The sequence below is a fragment of the Streptomyces sp. NPDC048506 genome, assembly GCF_040651315.1.
Lineage (GTDB): Bacteria > Actinomycetota > Actinomycetes > Streptomycetales > Streptomycetaceae > Streptomyces.
In genome coordinates this window covers 12471-35787 of the sequence record NZ_JBEZIX010000068.1, presented here as the reverse complement: position 1 = coordinate 35787, position 23317 = coordinate 12471, and the positions used below count along the sequence as shown (strand labels likewise).

The window sequence follows — 23317 nt, the reverse complement described above, 5'->3', positions numbered from 1 at the left end:
GCGCGACGCGCTCACCGGTCCGTCGCGGCTCCGGGCCCGCCGGCCGGCTCCTGGCCGTGCGGATGCGGTGCGAGGGCGAGGATGGCCACGTCGTCGTGGAAGACCCGGGTGTGCCGGGGCAGGTCCGTGTTGAGGAAGTCGACGACGTCCCCGGGGCCGGGGGCGGGCCGGTCGGCGAAGCGGTGCCGGAGCCGGTCCAGGAGCGGGTAGAAGGCACCGTGCTGATCGCGGGCCTCGATCAGGCCGTCGGTGCAGAGCAGCAGGACGTCGCCGGGTCCGAAGGGGTGGGTGTAGGCGACGGGGGGTTCGTCGGCGAGGGTGCCGAGGCCCAGCGGGAGGGCCGGTGGGCCGGTGAGGGCGGTGACCGCGCCGCCGGAGATCAGGACCGGTTCGATATGGCCGTGGTTGACGATCGTCAGCCGGCCGGCGGGGGCGTCGTACTCGACCAGGACGGCGGTGACGAACAGCTCGTCGTCGCGGATCTCCCGGGCCTCGCGGGCCATCCGTCGCTCCATACGGGCCGCGACGGTCAGCAGGGTTCCCGGGTCGTAGGCGGCCTCACGGAAGGTGCCGAGGATGTCGGCGACGGTGCGCACCGCCTTCAGCCCCTTGCCGCGGACATCGCCGATGATCGCCCGCTCACCGGCCTCGGTGGCACGGATGTCGTAGAGGTCGCCGCCGACCATGGTGCCGACCTCGGCGGACCGGTAGAGCCCTGCCGCGGACACCTGCCCCACCTGGTGCGGCACCGGGCGCAGCAGGGTGCGCATCAGGGCCTCGGCCACCGAGTTGGCCCGCACCAGATGCTGTTCCTGGCGCTGCCGGTGGGCGGCGAGCGCCACCCCGAGCAGACCCACCAGGCCGGTCGCGAGGTACGCGGCGACGTGGTGGTTCTCCCACAGTTGGTGGAGGTTGTGGCCGGTGCAGCACGGCGTGCCGGCCACCACGCCCTCCAGGACGAGGGCGCCGGCCGTGACCGCGGCGACACTGACCGGGCCGAGACTGTAGGCGGCGACCACCGGCAGCGCGATGAGCAGGAAGCTGACCGCCCATGTGGTGGGCGTCGCCATTTCCACCAGCATGACGGTCACGACGTAGGCGGCCGGCAGCCAGCGCATCCACGCGGGTGGGCGGGGCACCTCGAAACCGCTGTTCTCCACGATTGCCGCGGAGTTCCCGGCCGGGCTCCCGTTGCCCGACCGGTGATCGCGACGTGTCTGTTCGAAGACCGACTCACCCGATCTGTCCACACGGGCTCCTGGTACGACCGTGATCAGGAGTCACAGCCTCGCGCACCCGAACGGCCGCACCGGGCCATTGGGCCTTCTGCGGCATGTCGCCGGACGGGACGGGCGGAGGCCGCCCCACCCCGGTGTCCGGGGCGGCGTCCGGGGCCGGCGTCCGTCCGCCCCGGCATCCCTCAGGGCAGCGGGAACGGGAGGGTGATGCCGGCGAGCGCGTCGGGGCAGCCGCAGGCGCGCTCCTTGGGGAGCCGGTCGAGGGCGGCCAGTACGAGGCCGCGCAGCCGCACGGTGTTCCGGGCGAAGACCGCGAAGACCTCCTCCTGCGACACGCTGTGGTCGGCGTCGATGCCCGCGTCGAGGTCGGTGACCAGGGCCACCGCCGTGTAGCAGAGGGCGAGTTCGCGGGCGAGCACCGCCTCGGGGTGGCCGGTCATGTTCACCAGCGACCATCCCGCGGCGGCGTACCACTGCGACTCGGCGCGGGTGGAGAACCGCGGGCCCTGGATGACGACCATGGTCCCGCCGTCCGTCGCCTCGGCCCCGGTCTCCGCGGCCGCCTCCAGCACCGCCGCGCGGCCGTGCGGGCAGTAGGGGTCGGCGAACGAGACGTGCACCGCGCCCTCCTCGTAGAAGGTCTGCACCCGGCCGCTCGTACGGTCCACCAGCTGGTCGGGGACGACGACGGCGCCGGGGCCCAGCTCGGGGCGGAGGGAGCCGACCGCGCAGGGGGCGAGGACCTGGCGGACCCCGAGTGCGCGCAACGCCCAGAGGTTGGCGCGGTAGTTGATCCGGTGCGGGGGCAGGGCGTGGCCGCGCCCGTGGCGGGGCAGGAAGGCGACCCGCCGGCCGCCGATCTCGCTCACGGTGATCGCGTCGGACGGTGCGCCGTAGGGGGTGTCCACGGTGTGGCGCTCGGCGTCGACGAGGAGTTCGTAGAAGCCGCTGCCACCGATGACGGCGAGGTCGGCGACGGGGGCGGTGGGGGTGCTTGCGGTGGTGGTCATGGTTCCTGTTCTCGTCAGGGCGCCCGGGGTGGGCAGGCGGGTGCGGCGGGGGCGGGGTCCAGCCCGGCGAGGCCGGTGCGGACGGGGTGGCCGTCGACCACCGGGCCGCGCGGGTCGTCGGGGCGGCGCACCGCGAGGGTCTGCCAGCCGGCCGCCGCCGCGGCGTCCAGTTCGGCCCGCACATCGCTGAGGAAGAGGGTCTGCCCGGGCGGCACGGCCAGCGCCCGGCTGATCGTCCGGTACGAGTCCGGGGCCCGCTTGGGTCCCGCGGTGGTCAGGTCGAAGTAGCCGTCGAGCAGGCCGGTCAGATCGCCGTGGTTGCTGTGGGCGAACCAGTTGCGCTGGGCTGCCACCGAACCGGAGGAGTAGACGTGGCGGGCGATTCCGGCGGCCCGCCAGCGGGCCAGAGCCTCCGGTACGTCGTCGTAAACGTGGCCGTGCAGGCTGCCGTCGGCGTAGCCGGCCGCCCAGATCTCGCCCTGCAACGCCTTGAGCGGGGCCGCCTTGACGTCGGCGTCGGTCCAGGCGTGGAGCGCGGTGACCGCGCCCGCCTCGTCGAGGCCCGGTGCGCCGGCCGCCTCCCGGATGTCCTCGATCGCCCGCGTCCACCGGTCCTCGCCCCGATGGGCGGCGAACCAGGCGGCGAACCGCGCGCGGGCGTAGGGGAAGAGCACCGTGTGCACGTGGTCGGCGGAGCCGATGGTGCCCTCGATGTCCAACACGACGGCGCGGACCGGGGCCCGGTCCGCGCCGGGGAGGGGCACGGGGGTCACGGCGCCGCCGGCCGGTGCGGGGCCGCCAGGAGGGCGTCGAGGGAGGGGAAGGAGCGGGCGATGGGGTCGGCGGTGAAGTCGCCGACCCAGCCGTCCTCTTCCTCGAAGAAGCGGATGGCGGCGAAGTCGGGGCGGGTTCCCATGTCGAACCAGTGCCGGGTGCCGGCCGGCACCGACAGCAGGTCGCCCGCCTCGCAGACGACGGCGTGGACCCGGTCGTCGAGGTGGAGGGAGAAGCAGCCGCGGCCGTGCGCGAAGTAGCGCACCTCGTTCTCGGCGTGGCGGTGCTCCTCCAGGAACGTGGACCGGGCCGTGGCCGCCCGCTCGGCCCACTCCGGGCCAGGGGCCGGATGGAGTCGGGCCACGTCCACCAGCCGGAAGCCCTTGCGGGCGCGGAGTTCGTCGACCTCCGCGCGGTAGCGGCCCAGCACCTCGGCGCTGTCGTCGTCGGGTCCGACCGGGCCGCGGACCGGCCAGTGGTCGAGCTCCACGCCGTGCTCGGCGAGCGCCCCGGCGATAGTGGCGGGGTCGGTGGTCCGCAGCAGCACCGTGTCCGGTGCGTCGTCCGGCATCAGCTGAAGGAGCGTCATGCGGTCTTCCCTTCCGGGAGCGTCTCGGCGGCGGGAGTGGTGGTCCGGGCCGGCCAGTTGCCGGTGTCCAGCAGGATGAGCCGGCAGATCGCCTCCAGGCACTCCAGCCGGTTGCGGGCCTGCGCCAGGTCCTCGCCCCAGACCGTGATGCCGTGGTCGGCGATGAGCAGCGCGGGCGGTGCCTCCGGCCGGCCCTGGAGGTGGGCCGCCACCTCGCCGGCTATCCTCCCGACATCCGCGTGGTTGGGGAAGACGGGTACGTCGGTGGTGGACGCGTCCTTCAGGCCGAGGCCCTTGAGGAGTTCGAAGTCCCGGAGCGGGAGCAGGGCGGTCCCCGGGCCGGCCGCCTCGCGGGCCCAGCGGCCGGCGACCGCCGTCGCGTGGGGGGCGTGCACGTGGATGACGGCCCGCGCGTCGGTGGTCCGGTACACCGCGGCATGGATGGCGGTCTCCGCGGAGGCCCGGGGGCCGTCCGGGTCCACCGGCCGCGCGGTCCCGGCGTGCACGGCGACCACGTCACGGTCCGTCAGCTCGCCCTTGTCCCGCCCGCTGGCGGTGATCAGCGCGAGCGTGCCGTCGGCGGCCGAGCGGGCCGAGATGTTGCCGGAGGTGCCGGGCATCCATTCCCGCGCGTACAGGGTGCGGGCCATGGCGGCGACCGAGGTGCCCAACTGCCGCTCGTCCGGGGGCCGGGCCGGCTCCTGCCGGGGCCGGTGCACCCGGTCCTCGGAGACGATCGCGGTGATCAGCTCGGCGGGGGTGACGTCGAAGGCGGGGTTGAAGACGGCGGTGCCGGCCGGGGCCAGCGGGGCGCCGGCGAACTCGGTGACCTCCGCGGCGCCGCGCTCCTCGACGGTGATGCCCGCGCCGGTCGCCAGGGCCGGGTCGCGGGTGGACTCCGGTGCGATCACCAGGAAGGGGACCCGGCTGCGGGCCGCGGCGACCGCGATGCCGTACGTACCGATCTTGTTCGCCACATCGCCGTTGACGGCTATCCGGTCGGCGCCCACCAGGACGCAGTCCACCATGCCGGCGGCGAGCGCGGCCGCGGCCGCGGAGTCGACGCACACCCGGTGGGGCACGCCCGCCTCGCGCAGCTCCCAGGCGGTGAGGCGGGCGCCTTGGAGCAGCGGGCGGGTCTCGTCCACCAGGACCTCGGCGACCCGCCCCCGGGCGGCCAGTTCGAGGATCACGCCGAGGGCGGTACCGGTCGCGGTGGTGGCCAGGCGGCCGGTGTTGCAGTGGGTCAGCAGCCGCAGCGGGCGGTCCGGCAGCAGACCGGTGAGCAGGTCCGCGCCGCGCCGCGCCATCGCCGCGTTCGCCTCGGCGTCCTCCCGGAGCATGGCGAGCCCCTCGGCCAGGACGGCCCGGCCGCCCTCGCCGAGCCGGGTGAGCACGCGCCGGACGGCCCACTCCAGATTCACCGCGGTCGGGCGGGCCGACACGATCCGCTCGGCGTCCGCCCGCACCGCCGCCTCGTCGAGGCCGCCTCCGGGCGCGCGGTGCCGCAGCGCGGACAGGGCCACGCCGAGCGCACCTGCGAGGCCGATGGCCGGTGCGCCGCGGACCGCCAGGGTGGAGATCGCCTCGATGACCTCGTCCACCGTACGCAGCCGGAGCCGGCGGCAGGTGTGGGGCAGGACGCGCTGATCGAGGGTGACGACCGCGCCGTCCTCCCAGAAGAGGGAGGGCTGCTGAGCGTTCACGGGGACTCCAGGATGTGGGTGGCCTTCAGCGCGGCCTCGATCACCGGCCCGGCCGCCGCCAGGGCGTCCGCGGTGACGATGCCGGTGTGATCGCAGGGGACGGCGTGGACGTCCACCCGGCCGTCGAGCAGCGGGTGCCACGCCCGCGACGCGGGTCCCGCGGGGTGTGCCTGATCCGCCGCGTCGAGGCAGAGCGCCTGCCCCGGGAACCTGCCCGGACGGTGTTCCGCCAGCGCCTGCACGTTGTGCCGCGCGATCCGGAGCAGGCTGCCGACGGTCCGGTCGTCGAGGGAGTCGAGCACGCTGCCGGCGGCTCGCAGCGCGGTCCGCAGCGCCCCGGCCGCGGGCAGCCCGCCGTCCCGCGGCGCCGGCACGGTGATGCCGTCCAGCGCGAGCGCGACCAACTCGCCGGTGGCGAGTTCGGCACCCCAGCCGAGCAGGTCACCGGGGTAGGCGTCGAGCAGCACCAGCAGGGCCGGCCGGTCGCCGCGGGCCGCAAGGTCGACGGCGATCTGCTGGGCGACCGTGCCGCCGAACGACCAACCGACCAGGACGCAGGGGCCGTTGGGACGGATCTCGCGGATCCGCGCCAGGTATCCGGCGGCCAGTTCGCGGACCGAGCGCGGGCCGGGCCGGTCCTCGGCGAGCCGGGGGTCCTGGAGCGCATGGACCGGGTGCCCGGCCGGGAGGTGCCGCAGCAGCGCGGAGTAGCACCAGCTCAGACCGTTCGCCGCGGGGATCAGGAAGACCGGGGCGAGGTCGCCCTCGGCGCGGAGGGTGAGCACCTCGCCGAGGTCGGCGCCGCCGGTCCCGGAGTCCAGGAGCGCGCTCAGTCCGGCCACGGTCGGGGCCTGGAAGACGGCCGGCACGCCGATCTCCGCGCCGAGCACGGACCGCACCCGGTGGACCAGGCGGGCGGCGAGCAGGGAGTGCCCGCCGAGCTCGAAGAACCCGTCGTCGATGCCCACGTCGGGGACGCCCAGGACCTCGCCGAAGAGGCGGCACAGCACCGATTCCCGGGGGCCGCGCGGCGCCCGGCCGCCGTCCGCCGCGGTGAACCGCGGGGCCGGCAGCGCCCCGCGGTCGAGCTTGCCGTTCGCGGTCAGCGGGAGGGCGTCCAGCACCAGCAGTGCGCTGGGGACCAGGTATGCGGGCAGCAGCTCGGCGAGCCGGTCGCGGAGCGCGGCGGTGTCCAGGGCCGGGCCGTCCGGTGGCGGCACGAGATAGCCGACCAGCAGCTTCTCCCCGGCCCGGTCCTCGCGGACCACGACCGCGGCCTGACCGACCCCGGGCAGCGCCGTCAACGCGACCTCCACCTCGGCGGGTTCGACCCGGAAGCCACGGATCTTGACCTGGTCGTCGGACCGACCGAGGAAGTGCAGCCGGCCCTCGCCGTCCCAGCGCACCAGGTCGCCGGTGCGGTACATCCGCTCGCCCGGGCCGTCGAACAGGCAGGCCACGAACCGCTCCGCGGTCAGTGCGGCCCGCCCGACGTACCCACGCGCCAGGCCCGCGCCCGCCAGGTACAGCTCCCCCACCACTCCGGCGGGCACCGGGCGCAGCGCCTCGTCCAGCACGTAGGTCCGGGTGTTGTCCATCGGGCGTCCCAACGGGACGGTGCCGCCGGCCCGTTCACCGGGCTGCCAGGCGGTCTGGGTGACGCACAGGGTGGTCTCGGTCGGTCCGTACAGCGCCCGCACCGCGGTGTCCGGGCAGGCCGCCAGCACTCGGGCGACGGCCTGCCCGGACACCGCGTCGCCGCCGGTCAGCACCTCGCGCACGGGCGCGAGGCAGCCGGCGCGGTCCTCGGCCACCGCGCGGAAGTGGCCCGCGGTCAGATGGACATGGGTCACCCCGTGCCGGCGGATCAGCCGGGTCAGGGCCGCCGCGTCGACGCCGCCCGGCGGGGCCACCACCACACAGCCGCCGTTGAGCAGCGTCACCCAGATCTCGTAGGTGGACGCGTCGAAGGCGTGCGGGGCGTGGAAGAGCACCCGGTCGCCGGGGCCCAGCCCCCAGCACGCGTCCCGGGCCAGGTCCAGTACGCCCTGGTGGGTGGTGCCGATGCCCTTCGGCTCACCGGTCGACCCGGAGGTGTACATGACGTAGGCGAGCTGGTCCGGCCGTACCTCGGGCAGGCCGGCCGGCGGCGTCCGGACCGCCGTGGTCGGGCCGGCGCCGACGGTCAGGGCGGCGGGCCGCCCGGTGGTCGCCGGATGGTCCCGATGCGCCTCGTCGACCAGGAGCACCGGGCTGCCGGCCTCCTCGACGGCCGCCCTGATCCGCGTCACCGGGTGGGCCGGGTGCAGCGGCAGGTACGCCGCGCCGGCCTTCAGGACGGCGAGCTGCGCCACCAGGAGGTCCGCCGAGCGCGCCATCAGCAGCGGAACAGGCACGTCGGCGGTCACCCCGGACCTGCGCAGTCGGGCCGCCAACTCCTCGGCACAGCGGTCGAGTTCGCCGTACGAGAGGGTGGTCTCGCCGCAGACAACGGCGACCGCTTCGGGCGCGGCGGCGGATCGCGCCGCGAAGGCAGCGACCACCGAGCCCGGTTCCGACGGTCGCTCGGCGCCCTGCCACCGGCCCGTCACCCGCTCCTGCTCCGCGTCGGAGAGCAGGTCCAACTCCCCGATCCGGCGGTGGGGATCGGCCGCGGCCCGGTCCAGCAGCCGGAGCAGCCGCTCGCCCAGCGCCCGCGCGGTGGACGGGTCGAACAGGGCGGTCCGGTAGGTGAGGGACAGCTCCAGCCGGCCGTCGTCCACGCGCTCGTCGAAGGCGAACTCCAGGTCGAACTTGGCGCCTTGGGGCCGCGCCCGGTCCGTCGTGCAGACCGCGCCGGGCAGCTCCAGGCCCAGGTCGCCGCCGTACGCCCAGGAGAGCATCACCTGGAACAGCGGGTGCCGGGCGAGCGAGCGGGGCGGCTGCAACTCCTCGACGAGCCGGTCGAAGGGCAGATCCTGGTGCGGGAAAGTGGCCAGGTCGGCCTCCCGCACCCGTGCCAGCAGGTCGCCGAAGGCGGGGTCGCCGGAGGTGTCGGTGCGCAGCACCAGGGTGTTGACGAAGAAGCCGATCACCTCGTCGAGGGCGCCGTCGGTGCGGCCGGACACCACCGTGCCGAGCGGGACGTCGGTGCCGGCTCCCATCCGGGTCAGCAGCGCGGCCAACGCCGCCTGGGCGACCATGAGTTCGGTGGCACGGCCGTCGCGGGCGAGCCGCTTGACGCCCGCGCGGGTAGCGGCGTCGACGGGCAGCCGCAGGGTGCCGTGGGCGGAGTTCGCCCGGGGCGGCCGGGGGCGGTCGGTGGGCAGCGGCAGTTCCTCGGGCAGCTCCCGGAGCGCGGCGCGGAAGTGGGCCAGCGCCCGGGAGACCGCGCTGTCGGGCGCGGACTCCTCGTCGAGCGCGGCGCGCTGCCACAGGGCGAAGTCGGCGTACTGGACCGGCAGCGGCTCCCACTGCGGCGCCCGGCCGTGCAGTCGGGCGGCGTACGCCCGGGACAGGTCCCGGCCGAGCCGGCTCACCGACCAGCCGTCGCAGGCGATGTGGTGGACGACCAGGACCAGCGTCCAACGCTCCGGCCCAATCCGCAACAGCCGGGCGTGCAGCGGTGGTTCGGAGGTGAGATCGAAGACGTGGGCGCTGGCGGCGGCCACCGCGGCGGCCAGCTCGGACGGGGCGCAGTCGGTCACCGGCAGCCCGGGTCGGGCCTCTTCAGGGGGCAGGACGTGCTGGGTCGGCTCGCCGTCCTGCGTCCCGAACAGCGTCCGGAGCGCCTCGTGCCGTGCCACCACGTCGCCGAGTGCGACGGCCAGCGCCCCCTCGTGCACCCGTCCGCTGATCCGGGTGACCACCGGCACGTTGTAGGTGGCGCTGGGCCCCACCAGCCGGTCCAGGAACCACAGGCCGCGCTGGCCCGCGGAGAGCGGTACCGACGCCGGCCGCGGCGACACCCGGACCACCGGGCGGCGGACCGGGTCGTCGGCGTCGAGGTGCGCGGCGAGCCGCGCCACCGTCTGGCAGCGGAACAGCGTCCGCACCCCGATCGTCACGCCGAGGACGGTGCGGATCCTGCCGATCAGCCGGACGGCGAGCATCGACGTGCCGCCCAGCGCGAAGAAGTTGTCGTCGGCCGCCACCTCGGGAACGTCGAGGATCTCGGCGAAGAGACCGCTCAGGATCTCCTCGCGCGGACCGCGCGGCGCGGCGCCGGGACCGTCCAGTGTCATGGGTGACCTCATCCGTTGCAGAACAGACTGGTTGCCGGGCAGCGGCGTCGGCCGATGTCGCCGGGGCGGGTCGGTTCGGTCTCAGTGCCCGAGGGCGCCGCGGATCCTGCGCAGCAGCTCGGCGAGTATCCGGGGCGGGGTGGCGAAGTTCAGTCGGACGAACCCCGCGCCCTCGCTCCCGAACAGCGAGCCGGGCATCAGCAGCACCCTGGCCTCCCGTGCGAAGAAGTCCGAGGGCTCCTCCCCCAGGTCGAGCGCCCGACAGTCCAGCCAGGCCAGGTAGGTCGCCTCGGGGAGCACACACGCCACCCCGGGCGGCAGTTGCTCGGCCACCGTGGCCCGGTTGTGCCGCAGCACCGTCATCACCCGGTCCAGCCAGCCGTCGGCGCTGGTCCAGGCGGCCTTCAGGGCATCGACGGCGAGCGCGCTCACCTGCCCGAACAGCAGCCCCTGGTGGTCGTCGACGGCGTCCCGGACGGCCTTGACGCCGATGTGGGCGACGGCGCAGCGGATACCCGCCAGGTTGAAGGTCTTGCTGCCGGAGGTGAGGGTGACCGTCCGCTCGGCGACCTCGTCGGAGAGCGAGGCGAACGGGATGTGCTGGTGGCCCGGGTAGACCAGGTCGGCGTGCACCTCGTCGGAGACCACGAGCAGGTCGTGCTCGACCGCGAGCGCGGCGATGTCGAGCAGCTCCCGGCGGCGCAGCACCCGCCCGGTCGGGTTGTGCGGGTTGACCAGGAACAGGGCCCGGCAGGGCGGGCCGCCGCGCCGGCCGGTGACCGTGTCGCGGAGGTGGTCGACGTCGAGCCGCCATGCGCCGTCGCGCATCCGGATCGGGACCGTACGGGCCACCCGGCCCAGTTTGCCGATGGTGTCCTCGAACGGCGGGCACACCGGTGTGTGCAGGGCGACGCCGTCACCGGGCGCGGTGCCGAGCTGGAGGACCACCTGCATGGCCTGGTTGATGTCGGTGAACAGCCGGACGTGGGCGGGATCGGCGGCGAAGCCGTGCCGCCGGTGTGCCCGGTGGGCGAAGGCGGCGCCGAGCGGGCCGCCCTCGGACTCGTCGTACCAGGCCGGATAGCCGAGGTCGGTGTCCATGCGGTGGAGCACCGCCTGCCGGATGCTCGGCGCGATGGGGAAGTCCATGTCGGCGACCCAGGCCGGCAGCACACCGTCCTTGGCGACCGACCATTTCTCCCCGTCGCGCCGGGACAGCGCGGCCAGGTCGAGGGAGTCCGGATCGGTCCAGGCCGCGGCCTCGGCGTTCCTCGCGGACACATCCCGTCGCTGCACTCCAGACGCCCCCAAATGCGCTCTGCTGAATTACGCGGGGAATTAACGGAAAGGCGATTCGGCGGCCATTCAACCCGTCCGGGGGAATCCGCACAAGCACGGGCGTTGTCCCGCCGGCGGGACATCAACCCTTCCTTGACACTGATTCGGACACCCACCTACGTTGCCGTCCGCTGCCGCCCGAAGACGGCGAAAGTCGAATGCAGAACAGGGTCATCTCACCGCGCCGAAAGGGGATTCGGCTTGTCTCCAGCGCCGGGCACCATCACCTCGGTATTCGCCGCGCGCGTGGGCGAGAACAAGGATTCCACCGCGGTCGGCCAAGGCGATGTCGCGCTCACCTACGGCGAACTCGACGAAATGAGCGATGCCCTCGCCAGGGCGCTGGCCGGCCTGGGGGTATCGCCCGAGGACCGCATCGGCATCCTCATGGAGCGCGGTGTCGAGGTCGTCGTCGCGCTGCTCGGCACGCTCAAGTCCGGCTGCGCCTACGCACCGCTGGACGTCCGCTCCCCCGCGGCCCGGCTGCACACCGTCATCGCCGAGTGCGGCACCCGGCTGGTCCTGGTGGACACCGAGGAGCGCGCCGCCGCGCTCCTCGCGGGCCGCGCCGCCGACGGCCGCGACGGGCCGGAGGTCCGGACGCTCGACGGGCTGCTGTCCCAGGCGCCGCCGGAGGCCGCCGCCGCTCCGGTACTGCCGCAGCAACTCGCCTATGTCATCCACACCTCGGGGTCGACCGGCCGCCCCAAGGGCGTGGCGATCAGCCACCAGGACGTGGTGGCGTTCGCGGCCGACGCCTGTTGGACCGGCATCGACCGGCGCGTGCTGCTCCAGTCGCCGCTGGAGTTCGACGCCTCGGTGTACCAGATCCTGGTCCCGCTGCTGCGCGGCGGCCGGGTGGTCGTGGCGCCCCCGGGGCGCCTGGACCCGGCGCAGCTGGTACGGACCATCGCCGAGGAGCGGATCACCTCCACCTTCATCACGCCGTCCATGTTCAACGTGCTGACGGAGGAGTCCCCGGACGCCTTCGCGCACGGCTGCCAGGTGTGGATGGGCGGCGAGGTGGCCTCCCCCAGCGCGGTGGAGCGGACCCTGCGTGCCTCCGGGCCGCACTCCGTGGTCAACGTCTACGGCCCGACCGAGGCGACCGTCTTCGCCACCCGCCACCTGGTGACGGAGGTGGGCGACGGGCCGATCCCGATCGGCTCCGAGCTGGCCGGGGTGCGCGCCCACGTCCTGGACGAGCGGCTGCGCCCGGTCGGGCCGGGGGTGGTGGGCGAGCTGTACCTCGGCGGCCGCGGCGTGGCCCGCGGCTACTGGGGGCGGCCGGAGCTGACCGCGAGCCGCTTCCCGGCGGACCCGTTCGCCGGCGACGGCAGCCGGATGTACCGCACCGGCGATCTGGTGCGCCGCCGGGCGGACGGGCTGCTGGAGTACTTCGGCCGTGAGGACAGCCAGATCAAGCTCCGGGGCTTCCGGATCGAGCTCGGCGAGATCGAGCACCAGCTGACCCGGCGTGCCGATGTGGCACGGGCCGCGGTGGTCACCGTGCCGGACAAGCACGGCGACCGGAACCTGGTCGGCTACGTCGTCCCGGCCGCCCCGGCCGCCCCGACCGCCGCCGGTGGCCCCGGCGACGACTGGCCGGCCGAGCTCCTCGACGCGCTGCGCACCACCCTGCCGGGGCACATGGTCCCCGCGGCGTTGGTGGTGGTGGAGCGGCTGCCGCTGACCAACAACGGGAAGCTCGACGTACGGGCGCTGCCCGCGCCGGTCTTCGAGGGCGCCGGCCGGGCGCCGCGCACCGCGACCGAACGGGTGCTGTGCCAGGTGTTCGCGGACGTCCTCGGGGTGGCACGGGTCGGCATCGACGACGACTTCTTCCGGCTCGGCGGGCATTCGCTGACGGCGACCCGCGCGGCGTCCGGCATCGCGGCCGCGCTCGGCGTGCGCCCGGGGCTCCAGGACCTGTTCGCGGCGCCGACGGCCGCGGCGCTGGCGGCCCGACTGGAGGGCCGGCAGCCCGGCGAGGGGCGGGGCGGCGTCCCGCTGGTCGCCGCTCCCCCCGGCGGTCGGGTGGAGCTCTCGCACGCCCAGCGGCGGCTGTGGCTGCTCTACCAGCTGATGGCGGACGCCGACCCCGGCTACCACATCCCGCTGGTCTTCCGGCTGTCCGGACCGGTGGACCCCGACGCGCTCCACGCGGCCCTCGCCGATGTGACGGCCCGTCATGAAGCCTTGCGCACGGTCTTCCCGGCCGACGGCGAGACCCCTCACCAGTTGATCCTCGATCCGTCCCGGGCCGATGTCCGACTGACCGTCACCGACTGCCGGCCGGCCGAGCTGGACGCGCTGCTGACGGAGGCGGTCCGCGCCCCCTTCGACCTGGAGCGCGAACTCCCGCTGCGGCTCACGCTCTTCCGCACCGGCGGGGAGCAGGTCCTGCTGGTGGTGCTGCACCACATCGCCGCCGACGGCTGGTCCTTCACCCCGCTGTTCCGCGATCTGTCCCGGGCGTACGCCGCCCGCAGCGCGGGCTCGGCGCCCGTACTGGCACCGCTGCCCGTGCAGTACCGGGACTTCGCCGCATGGCAGCGCGAGGTGCTGGGCGACCGCAAGGATCCGGACAGCCTGCTGGCCCGGCAACTCGCTCGCTGGCGCAGCACACTGGCCGGAATTCCCCCCTGTACTCCGCTGCCCGGCGACCGACCGCGGCCGGAGTGCGCCAGCGGCGTGGGCGGAGTGGTCGACTTCGTGATCCCGGCGGCGCTGCGCCGGTCCCTCGACGGGCTGGCCCGGGCGAGCGGCAGCACCCTCTTCCTCGTCCTCCAGGCGGCGCTGGCGGGCCTGCTGACCCGCCTCGGCGGCGGCGAGGACATCGTCGTCGGCAGCCCGACCGCGGGGCGCTCCGACGCGGCCCTGGACGACCTGGTGGGCTTCTTCGTCAACACCGTCGTCCTGCGCACCGACACCTCCGGCGACCCCACCTTCCACGAGCTGCTCCAGCGGGTGCGGGCGGCGTGGATCCCCGCCTACGCCCACCAGGACGTGCCGTTCGACCTGCTGGTGGAGGCGGTCAACCCGCCGCGGAGCCTGGCCCACCACCCGGTGTTCCAGATCGCTTTCGGCCTGCTCAACACCGCCGACCCGGTGCTCGAACTGGACGGCGCCGCGCACCGTTGGCAGCTCGCGGCCACCGGCGCGGCCCGCTTCGACCTCGCCTTCGACCTCATCAGCCGCACCGACGACGACGGAGCGCCCGGCGCGCTGGACGTCAGCCTCGAATACGCCACGGACCTGTTCGACCGGGCGAGCGTCGCACGGCTGGCGGACCGGTACACCCGGCTGCTGCACGAGGCGGTCGCCGCACCGGACCGGCGGCTCGGCTCCTTCACCCTCGACCCCCAGGAGAGTTGACCCGCCATGAACCCCTTCGACGACGCGCACGGCACCTTCAAGGTCCTGGTGAACGCCGAGGGCCAGTACTCGCTCTGGCCGTCCTTCGCCGAGGTCCCGCGGGGCTGGGAGGTGCGACTCGACGACAGCAGCCGGGCGGAGTGCACCGCGTACATCGAGGAGCACTGGACGGACCTGCGGCCGACCTCCCTGGTCGCCGCGATGTCGGCGGCGCCGGACGCCAGGAGCTGACCGCGGTGGACCTGGAACTGCCCGGACTGCACGCGTCGTTGGGCTCCCCGGTCATCGCGTCGATGACCTTCCTCAACGACGTGGCACAGGAGTACCCGGACGCCGTCTCGTTCGCGGCCGGGCGGCCCTACGAGGGCTTCTTCGACCTCGGGGACGTGCACCGCTACCTGGACCGGTTCGTCGCCCACCTGCGGGCCACGAGCGGCGGCGACGAGGCGCGGGTCCGCCGCACGCTCCTCCAGTACGGCCGGACCAAGGGGATCATCCACGACCTGGTGGCGCGGAACCTGGCGGTCGACGAGGGCATCGAGGCCGACCCGGAGTCGATCGTGGTGACGGTCGGCTGCCAGGAGGCGCTCTTCCTCACCCTGCGGGCACTGCGCCGGACCGAGCGGGACGCCGTACTGGCCGTCGTCCCCTGCTACGTCGGGCTGTCCGGCGCCGCGGAGCTCGCGGAGCTGCCGGTGCTGCCGGTGGAGAACTCCGCGGCCGGCATCGACCTGGACGACCTGGTGCGGGTCGTCGAGCGGGCGAAGGCGGACGGTCGGCGGCCGCGCGCCTGTTACGTGGTCCCCGACTTCGCCAACCCCTCCGGGGCCAGCATGCCCCGCGCGACCCGCGAGCGGCTGTTGGAACTGGCCGAGGAGCACGACTTCCTGCTGCTGGAGGACAATCCGTACGGCCTGTTCCACCAGGCGGCCGCCCGGCCGCCGACGCTCAAGGCCCTGGACCGTTCCCGTCGCGTGGTGTACCTGGGGTCGTACGCCAAGACGGGCATCCCGGGGGCGCGGATCGGCTTCGTGGTCGCGGACCAGACCGTCGACGTCGGAGCCGGGGATCCGGTGCCTGCGGAGGGTGGGCGGCCGGCCCGGAGCGAGACGCTCGCCGATCAGCTCGCCAAGATCAAGAGCATGCTGACGGTGAACACCGCGCCCCTCGCGCAGGCCGTCATCGGCGGCAAGCTGCTCGCGCACGACTGCGATCTACGGGCCGCCAACGCCCGTGAGACCCGCGTCTACCAGGACAACCTACGGCGGGTGCTGGACGGCCTGGCCGAGCGGTTCCCGGCGGGCTCCTCGCCGTCGGTGAGCTGGAACGCGCCCACCGGCGGCTTCTTCGTCATCCTCACCGTGCCGTTCCCCGCCGACGACGCCCTGCTCGCGCTGTCCGCGCGCAAGCACAAGGTGCTGTGGACCCCGGTCCACCACTTCTACGGCGACGGCGTGGCCCGCCACCAGATCCGGCTGTCGTTCAGCCAACTGACACCGGACGAGATCGACCGGGGACTGGACCGGCTGGCGGCCTTCATCGGCGAACAGAGCGCATCCCCCAGGCAAGGAGACGCACGGTGACCGACGCCGCCGACGGACCGCTCGACCGACTCGCCATCGACCACATCGGCTTCGCGGTGCGCGACCTCGCCGAGGCCGCCGAACCGTTCACCGACCGCTACGGACTCACCGTGCTGGCCAGGTCCCCCGGCCCGCCGGAGGCGGACGTGCACGCCCTGACCGTGGGCACCGACCGCATCCGGTGCGTCCTGACCTCCGCCGATCACGCCGATCACCCCGTCGCCCGCTACGTCGAGCGCCACGGCGACGGGATCTGCGACATCGCGCTGCGCACGTCCGATGCCGCGGCCGCCTTCCACGAGGCGGTGCGGCGCGGGGCAGCGCCGCTGGCCGGGCCGGTCGAACGGGACGGTGTGGTCACCGCGTCGGTCGTCGGGTTCGGCGATGTGGCGCACACCTTCGTCCAGCGCCCGGAGGGGTCGAACCCCGCCCTGCTCCCGGGGCTGTCGCCGGTGCCCGGCCGTCCCGGTCACCCGGACCCCGGGCTGCACGAGGTCGACCACCTCGCGGTGTGCCTGGAGCCGGGCCGGCTCGGCCCCACCGTCGAGTACTACGTGCGCGCCCTGGGCTTCGCCGCGGTGTTCACCGAGCGCATCGTCGTCGGCGCCCAGGCGATGGACTCGATCGTGGTGCAGAACCCGGCCGGCACCGTCACGCTCACCCTGATCGAGCCGGACACCACACGGGAGCCGGGCCAGATCGACCGGTTCCTCCGCGCCCACGGCGGGGCGGGCGTGCAGCACCTCGCCTTCTCCTCGGACGACATCGTGCGGTCGGTGCGGCTGCTGGCGTCCCGGGGCGTCGCCTTCCTGGACACCCCCAGCACCTACTACGACCTGATACCCGGCCGGCTGACGCTCGCCCGGCACTCCGTCGAGGAGCTGCGGGACCTCGGCATCCTGGCCGACGCCGACCAGGACGGACAGCTGCTCCAGATCTTCACCCGGTCCGCGCACCCGCGCGGCACCCTCTTCTTCGAGGTCATCGAGCGGCTCGGCGCCCGTACCTTCGGCAGCGGCAACATCAAGGCGCTGTACGAGGCCGTCGAGTTGCAGGCGAACCGGTCGGGTGCCGCACGGTGAGCGCACCCGCCGCGCCGCCGGCCCGTCCGGGCGCCCCGCCGCCGATGCCGCCCACGCCCCGTCAGAAGCCGCGCTCCGGCGGGGCGAACCGGGGCGGCTGCCCCAGCCACAGCAGCCCCGAGGTCGCCAGCAGATAGCCGAGCTGGGCCCGACTGCCGCTGCCCAGCTGCTGGGAGACCCGGCTGATGTGCTTGGCCACGCTGCGGCGGCTCATCCCCATCCGGCGGGCGATGGAGTCGTCGGTCTCCCCGGACACCACGGCCTGAAGTATCGCCCGTTGGACGTCGGAGGTGATCAGCGGGGACCGGGCCGGTACGCCGCCCGGCTCGACCGGCACCGACCGGGCCCAGGCATTGTCGAAGAGCACGGCCAGGAAGCGCAGCAGCGCGGGGTGCCGGATCTGGAGCGCGCCGTCGCTGCGCTCGTCGGAGGTGGGGATGAACGCCACCTCCCGGTCACAGATGATCATTCGCTCGAACACCTCGACCAGGGTGTGCACCTCGGCGCCGGCGGCGGTGACCTTCTCGATGTAGCCCAGCGTCGGCGGGTGCGTCCGCACGGTGTGCTGGTAGATCGTCCGCTGCCGGACGCCGCGGGTGAGCATCCGGACGTCGCGCTCCAGCGCCTCACCGAGCAGGTGTTCCGGGCGCCCCCCGCCCGGCTGGGTGGTCAGCAGCTCCTCACGGCAGGCGTCCACGGCGGCCTCCAGCGCATTGCTGATGACCTGTGCGCCGGTGAGCACGGTGAGCGTCGGCTGCTCGTCCTTCCTGGCGTCGTCATAGGTACGGCCGAAGACCGACAGGGTGGCCTGAAGGGAGCGGTAGGTCCGCTGCTGCGCGGCGATGGCCTCCTCGATCGGACGGAGCGCCGCGATCGCCGCCGCCTCGGGCGGAACCGCGGTGGCGGCACCGGGCGTCCGAGGGTCATCGGCCACGAGACCGAGCGCGTTCAGACACGGTGGCGCGGTCTCCCGGCTCGCCGCGCCCTCCCGCAGAATGCGCCGATAGAAACCCAGCGCATCGCCGCATACGCGACCCGAGGGCAAATCACCCCCATTGCACTGACATCGACCCAGTTCTTCTTCGTTCACAAGTGTGCAGGTTACATTTGTGCACCCCTTGTGCAGACCAACGATCCGGCCAGGCCGAAGAGGATGGCGGCGCCAGCCACAACCATGGCCGCACAATGGGGGACCACAATGCGTCGCATCTTGCGCGTTCTTACCGTCGCCGCCGTCCTGGCCACCACCACCGGATACGGAATTGATTGTTCCACTCCGGCCGTCACCAGCGCGGGCCACCGTGACTCCCTTTCCCCGGGCGCCGTTCTCGCCGACTCGGCCTGGGGTCGCACCACCATGTCGCAGCCCGGTTCGCTCTAGGGGAGCCACTCCTCAGGGCCGGTAGGACAGTCACGGCAATCCCGACAGCCTCTGCATTTCCAAAACTCTCAGCATTCCCACCAGTCTCTGCAATCCCACTGGTTTCGCGAGTCCTGGGAGTCTCAGTAATCCTGGTAATCCCGGTGATCCGCTGACCCCGCCGATCTCTGCAATCCCGGCAATCCCGGCAATCTCTGAAGTCCGGGCCGCTTCCCGGCCCGTTGGAGCACCTCACGGACGCGCTTCCGCCACGGGCGGCCCCGAGGAGCGGTTCGGCCGTTGCGCGGAGCCGTCCGGTTCGCAGCATCTGCACCGAGGAGAAGCTTTGAGCACATCGTCCGCAGCCCTGGACGGTGGCGCACCGCGCGCCGCAGGCCCGGCCGGGGCACCCCCCTCACCCCTCGCACCAGCCTCAGCACGGCCCCGACGCGGGGCGTCGAAGGGCGTCCTGGTGACCCGGGTCGGCCTCCAGATCCCGACCGCGGTCAGCTACGACGTCTGGGAGAGCGCGGGCCGGCGGATCTCGGCCGTCGCCAACTCCTCGGCCTGGTGCCTGGGCGACTGGCTGGTCTACGGCCAATGGCGCTACACCGACCGATATCGCAGGGCGGTCGACGCAGTGGGCCTCGATTACCAGACGCTGCGCAATTACGCCTGGGTGGCCAGAAGGTTCGAGGTGTCCCGCCGGCGGGACACCCTCAGCTTCAACCACCATGCAGAGGTGGCGTCGCTGCTCCCGCATGAGCAAGACTACTGGCTCAACCGGGCCCAGGAATTCAGCTGGTCACGCAATCAGTTACGGGCGAACGTCAGGGCCGTCCGGGGGACCGAACCGGCCGCCGCCCGCAAAACGGCCTCGGTCGGAATACAGCTCACCCCCGAGCGCATCGCCCGCTATCGCGCCGCCGCGGAGCGCAGCGACAGCAGCCTCGAATCCTGGATGGTGGACCGGCTGGACCTCGCGGCCAACACCGCGCTCGGCTCTTACGGCGGCTGAATCACGACCGATCAAGCAATTCCCGCAACCCCGCGACCCCGCATTCCCGCAATCCCGCAATCCCGCACCACCCTCGTCCGCGCTGAGTGAAAGGTGCTGATCGAACCGTGTGTCCCGCACACCTGCCGGACCCCCTGTCGCTCGACTGGGACCTCACGCCCGGCAAACCCGCCCTGGCAACGGTCCGGGGCGTCGACGACCTGGCAGGGGCGCGCGCCTGGCTGACCGCCGCCCGCCCCGGACTCACCGCGGCGCTGCACACCCATGGCGCCGTCCACCTGCGCGGTCTGCCCCTCACGGAGGTCGGCGACGTCGCCGAGGTCCGCGACGTCCTCATCCCCGAGGCCACCCCGTACCGCGAAAAGGCCACCCCCCGCAGCGACTTCGGCCAGGGGGTGTACTCCTCGACCGACCTGCCGGCGTCCCAGCGGATCCACCTGCACAACGAGAACAGCTACACCCTGACCTTCCCCGGTCTGCTGCTCTTCGCCTGCCTGATCGCGCCGGAGGAGGGCGGAGCCACGCCGGTCGCCGACTGCCGCACGGTGCTCAGCCTGCTCCCCGCGCACCTGGTGGCGAAGGTGCGCACCGCCGGGTGGCTGCTCAGCCGCAGCTACTCGGACCACATCTCCACCGACTGGCAGAGCGCGTTCGGCTCCGACGACCGCGGCGCGGTGGAGCGCTACTGCGCGCAGAACCTGATCGCCCACGCCTGGCAGGAGGAAGGGAGCCTGCGGACCGGCCAGCTGCGACCCGGCATCATCACCCACCCGACGACGGGCCAGGAGGTCTGGTTCAACCACCTCGTCTTCTGGAACGAGTGGTCGCTGGACGAGGAGCTCCGGGAGACCCTGCTCGACGAGTTCGGCCGCGACGGCCTCCCGTTCAACACCGCCTTCGGCGACGGCAGCCCGCTGACCCAGGAGGACCTGGCGACCATCCAGGCCGCCTATGACGCGGCGACCGTCCGCGAACGCTGGCAGCCCGGCGATCTGCTGCTCGTCGACAACATCCTCACCGCGCACGGCCGCGACCCCTTCCACGGCGACCGCAGGATCGCGGTGGCGATGGGCGCCCCCGTCCAACTGGCCGACTGCCGCCCCACCGTCGAACCCTCCGCCGCCTTCGCCTGACGGCCCGCGGGACCCGACACCGCACCACCACCCCCTCGTCCCCGCGGGCCACAAGGAGCCTCTTGATGGAGTCTGGCAAGGCTGCCCCCGGTCGGCGGCCGGTCGATGCGCTGTCGCGCTTCCGCCGGGCCGTCGCCGACCACCCGGACCGGTGCGCGGTACGGGGCAGTGACGGCGCCCTGACCTTCGCCGAACTCGACCGCCGTACCGCCCGGCTGGCCCGCGCGCTGACCGCCCGCGGGGTGGCCGCCGGCGACCGGGTCGGCATCGCTCTCGGCCGCAGCACACGGCTCGTCGTGGCGCTGCTGGCGGTGTGGCGCGCGGGAGCCGCGTACGTCCCGCTGGATCCGCACTACCCGTACGCCAGGCTGGAGTTCATGGCCCAGGACGCCGGCATACGGGCACTGGTCGCCGAGGAGCCGTCGCCGCTCCGGGTGCCCGGGGTCCCGTGCATCGATCTGGCGGACCCAGGCGGGGCGGGGCCAGGGGCATGGGCAGGGGCATGGGCAGGGGCAGGGGAAGGGGAAGGGGAAGGGGAAGGGGAAGGCCCGCAGGACGGGAACGGGGTGGACGCCCAGGACGGGCCCGAGGTAGACGCCGAGGACGGGCACGGGTTCGCAGGATCCGCCGCGGCCGGGGACGTAACGGTCTCCCCGCCGTCCCCCGCCTACGTGATCTACACCTCGGGTTCGACCGGCCGCCCCAAGGGCGTCGAGGCCACCCGTGGCGGAGTGGCCGCCCTGCTCACGGCACTTGAGGAGTTCGGCGCGTACCCGTCCGCGCCGAGGGTCGTCGCCTGGAACGCCAGCGTCTCCTTCGACGCGTCCGTCCAGCAGTGGGCGCGGGTCTGCCGAGGCGACACCGTGGTCGTCCTCACCGACGAGGACCGCCAGGACCCGGCCCGCCTCGGCGCCGTCCTGGACGAGCACGGCGTCACCGACCTCGATCTGACGCCCTCGCACTGGGAGGTGCTGCGCGGCCCGCTCACCGCACCGCGGGCCGACGGACGGACGCTACGGCTCTTCATGGGCGGCGAACCGGTGCCCGCACGGACCTGGCGGGAGATCGTCGGGACGCCCGGCCTGGAGGCGCTGAACCTCTACGGCCCGACCGAATGCACGGTCGACGCCACCGCCGCCTGGTTCGCCGGCGACACCCCGCGCCTGGGCGGTGCGCTGCCCGGCAGCCGGCCGTACGTCCTCGACGAGGCGCTGCGCCCGGTCCCCGACGGCGTGGCGGGTGAGTTGTACCTCGCGGGGCCGCGCCTCGCGCACGGCTACGTCGGCCGACCGGGCCTGACGGCGGACCGCTTCGTCGCCGACCCGTTCGGCAGACCCGGCGAGCGCATGTACCGCACCGGCGATCTGGTCGAACGCACCTCGGACGGCAACCTGACGTTCCTCGGCCGGGCCGACCGCCAGATGAAGTTCCGCGGCTTCCGGGTGGAACCCGGCGAGATCGAGAGCGTGCTCTGCACCCACCCGGACGTCACGGGCGCCGTCGTCCTGGTCCGCGACGACGGCCCGGCCGGCGAGCAACTGGTGGCGTACTGCGTCCCGGCCCGCGGGCCGGCAGCGGCGCCCTCCGCCGAACGACTGGCGCCCTCCGCCGAACGACTGCGGGATCATGTCGCCGCGACGCTCCCCGAGTTCATGGTCCCATCGCGCTATGTGCCTCTCGACGCACTGCCGTTGACGCCCAACGGCAAGCTCGACACCGCCGCGCTGCCGAAGCCCCCGGACACCGCAGAGGCCCCGGAGGGGACCGGGGCCGAGCCGGACGGCCCGTACGAGCAACTGATCGCCGAGGTGTGGTCGGAGGTGCTGGGGCAGCGGCGGATCAGCGCCGACGACGACTTCTTCGCGCTGGGCGGGCACTCGCTGATGGCGTTGCGGGTGGTGGCGCGCCTGAAGCGGAGGCTCGGGGTGGTGATCTCGGTCAAGGAGGTCTACCGACACCCTCGGCTGAGAGACCTGGCCCGCCGGGTGGAGTCCCACAACACCGCCCCCGCACAGCCCCGTTGACCGCCTCCCCCACCCGCGCGCCACCGCCGAGAAGAGGGACCCCATGCAGGACACCGTCGTGGTCCGCCCCCGCCCCGTCCCCGCCGCGTCACAGCGGCTGGTCTGCCTGGGCTTCTGCGGCGGCGGCGCCGGCTCGTACCTCGCCTGGACGGACGTCATGCCGCCCGGCACCGAGCTGGCAGCGGTCTGCTACCCGGGCCGGGAGGGCCGTTTCGCCGAGGAGTTCGCCCGCGACTGGGACGAGCTGGCCGAGGACGCGGTCTCCGCGGTGCTCTCCGCCGCGGACCTGCCGTACGTCCTCTTCGGCCACAGCATGGGCGGCTGGATGGCCTTCGACGTCGCGGCACGGATCGAGGAACGGGGCGGCCCGGCTCCCGCGTCGCTCGTGGTCTCCTCGGCCAACGCCCCCAGCCGGGGGCTCACCCCTCAGGACATGTTCCCCGCGCAGGCCGACTCCGACGGCGCGCTCATGGACTGGATGACGACGTTCGGCCTGATGCCGGAGCATGTGCTCGACGACCCGGACCTGAGCGAAATCGCCCTGGAGCTGATGCGGGCCGACATCCGCGTCCGCGACTCCTTCTACCACCGCGAGGGCGCGACGGTGAGCGCCCCGCTACAGGTCCTCACCGGCGCCTCCGACGAGGTGATCGACCCGCGGACGGGCCAGCAGTGGCGGAAGCTGGCGACCGGACCCTTCCGCCACGACGAGCTGCCCGGCGGCCACTTCTACACCCCCGAGGTATGGCAACACCTGCCGGACCGGATCGCCGCGCTCGGTGCGCCGGGGGCCATGCCGGATGGCTCCGCTTACGGGAAGTGTTCCCCCGCCCCCTAGGGCTCCGCCCTACCGCCCCCGGC

General features: G+C 73.8%; 17 protein-coding genes. 9 read left to right on the top strand and 8 right to left on the bottom strand.

Annotation, left to right across the window (positions count from 1 at the left end; all coding sequences use genetic code 11):
• Positions 1-11 precede the first annotated feature (11 nt).
• The 7 genes from AB0C96_RS37815 to AB0C96_RS37785 all read right to left on the bottom strand — a co-directional run bounded on the left by AB0C96_RS37815 (position 12) and on the right by AB0C96_RS37785 (position 10821).
• The gene (locus AB0C96_RS37815; protein ID WP_362924155.1) at positions 12-1250 is read right to left on the bottom strand and encodes a PP2C family protein-serine/threonine phosphatase; all 1239 of its coding nucleotides are present in this window, start codon (positions 1248-1250) and stop codon (positions 12-14) included.
• A gap of 170 nt (positions 1251-1420) precedes the next feature.
• Complete coding sequence (locus AB0C96_RS37810; protein ID WP_362924154.1) at positions 1421-2248, bottom strand: S-methyl-5'-thioadenosine phosphorylase; 828 nt, start codon at positions 2246-2248, stop codon at positions 1421-1423.
• A gap of 14 nt (positions 2249-2262) precedes the next feature.
• A complete protein-coding gene (gene mtnC, locus AB0C96_RS37805; RefSeq protein WP_362924153.1) occupies positions 2263-3021 on the bottom strand; it encodes an acireductone synthase in 759 nt (252 codons plus the stop codon).
• Positions 3018-3611: a cupin gene (locus AB0C96_RS37800; RefSeq protein ID WP_362924151.1), complete on the bottom strand. Its 594-nt coding sequence runs from the start codon at positions 3609-3611 to the stop codon at positions 3018-3020. Before AB0C96_RS37800 ends, mtnC begins: the two co-directional genes overlap by 4 nt.
• Positions 3608-5317, bottom strand: a complete 1710-nt coding sequence (mtnA, locus tag AB0C96_RS37795) for an S-methyl-5-thioribose-1-phosphate isomerase (RefSeq protein ID WP_362924150.1) — start codon at positions 5315-5317, stop codon at positions 3608-3610. Before mtnA ends, AB0C96_RS37800 begins: the two co-directional genes overlap by 4 nt.
• On the bottom strand, positions 5314-9540 hold the full coding sequence (locus tag AB0C96_RS37790) for an amino acid adenylation domain-containing protein (protein ID WP_362924148.1): 4227 nt from the start codon (positions 9538-9540) through the stop codon (positions 5314-5316). The genes mtnA and AB0C96_RS37790 overlap by 4 nt, the downstream gene beginning before the upstream one ends.
• Before the next feature lie 81 nt (positions 9541-9621).
• Positions 9622-10821, bottom strand: a complete 1200-nt coding sequence (locus AB0C96_RS37785; RefSeq protein ID WP_362924147.1) for an aminotransferase class I/II-fold pyridoxal phosphate-dependent enzyme — start codon at positions 10819-10821, stop codon at positions 9622-9624.
• 258 nt (positions 10822-11079) lie between these two features.
• Between AB0C96_RS37785 and AB0C96_RS37780 the strand changes: the two genes are divergently transcribed.
• From AB0C96_RS37780 to hppD, 4 genes are all read left to right on the top strand, one after another.
• Positions 11080-14256 carry an amino acid adenylation domain-containing protein gene (locus AB0C96_RS37780; RefSeq protein ID WP_362924145.1) on the top strand — a complete coding sequence of 1059 codons (3177 nt, stop codon included), beginning with the start codon at positions 11080-11082 and terminating at the stop codon, positions 14254-14256.
• A gap of 6 nt (positions 14257-14262) precedes the next feature.
• The gene (locus AB0C96_RS37775; protein WP_362924143.1) at positions 14263-14487 is read left to right on the top strand and encodes an MbtH family protein; all 225 of its coding nucleotides are present in this window, start codon (positions 14263-14265) and stop codon (positions 14485-14487) included.
• A 62-nt stretch (positions 14488-14549) separates the two neighbouring features.
• On the top strand, positions 14550-15839 hold the full coding sequence (locus AB0C96_RS37770; RefSeq protein ID WP_362924172.1) for a PLP-dependent aminotransferase family protein: 1290 nt from the start codon (positions 14550-14552) through the stop codon (positions 15837-15839).
• Entirely contained in the window at positions 15836-16921 is a 1086-nt protein-coding gene (gene hppD / locus AB0C96_RS37765; RefSeq protein ID WP_362924142.1) for a 4-hydroxyphenylpyruvate dioxygenase, read from the top strand. Before AB0C96_RS37770 ends, hppD begins: the two co-directional genes overlap by 4 nt.
• Positions 16922-16982: 61 nt before the next feature.
• On the opposite strand, the gene AB0C96_RS37760 is transcribed toward hppD, so the two are convergent.
• The gene (locus AB0C96_RS37760) at positions 16983-17855 is read right to left on the bottom strand and encodes a LuxR C-terminal-related transcriptional regulator (RefSeq protein ID WP_362924140.1); all 873 of its coding nucleotides are present in this window, start codon (positions 17853-17855) and stop codon (positions 16983-16985) included.
• 276 nt (positions 17856-18131) lie between these two features.
• Here AB0C96_RS37760 and AB0C96_RS37755 point away from each other — a divergent pair, with 276 nt between their 5' ends.
• The 5 genes from AB0C96_RS37755 (at position 18132) to AB0C96_RS37735 (ending at position 23294) form a co-directional block, all read left to right on the top strand.
• Positions 18132-18302 (top strand): hypothetical protein, encoded by a 171-nt coding sequence (locus AB0C96_RS37755; protein WP_362924139.1) that lies wholly within the window; start codon positions 18132-18134, stop codon positions 18300-18302.
• A gap of 451 nt (positions 18303-18753) precedes the next feature.
• Positions 18754-19299, top strand: coding sequence for an LmbU family transcriptional regulator (locus AB0C96_RS37750; protein ID WP_362924137.1), 546 nt, complete (start codon positions 18754-18756; stop codon positions 19297-19299).
• Between the two features lie 107 nt (positions 19300-19406).
• The gene (locus tag AB0C96_RS37745; RefSeq protein ID WP_362924135.1) at positions 19407-20432 is read left to right on the top strand and encodes a TauD/TfdA family dioxygenase; all 1026 of its coding nucleotides are present in this window, start codon (positions 19407-19409) and stop codon (positions 20430-20432) included.
• Between the two features lie 65 nt (positions 20433-20497).
• Entirely contained in the window at positions 20498-22456 is a 1959-nt protein-coding gene (locus AB0C96_RS37740; RefSeq protein ID WP_362924133.1) for a non-ribosomal peptide synthetase, read from the top strand.
• A gap of 43 nt (positions 22457-22499) precedes the next feature.
• A complete protein-coding gene (locus AB0C96_RS37735) occupies positions 22500-23294 on the top strand; it encodes an alpha/beta fold hydrolase (protein WP_362924132.1) in 795 nt (264 codons plus the stop codon).
• Positions 23295-23317 lie beyond the last annotated feature (23 nt).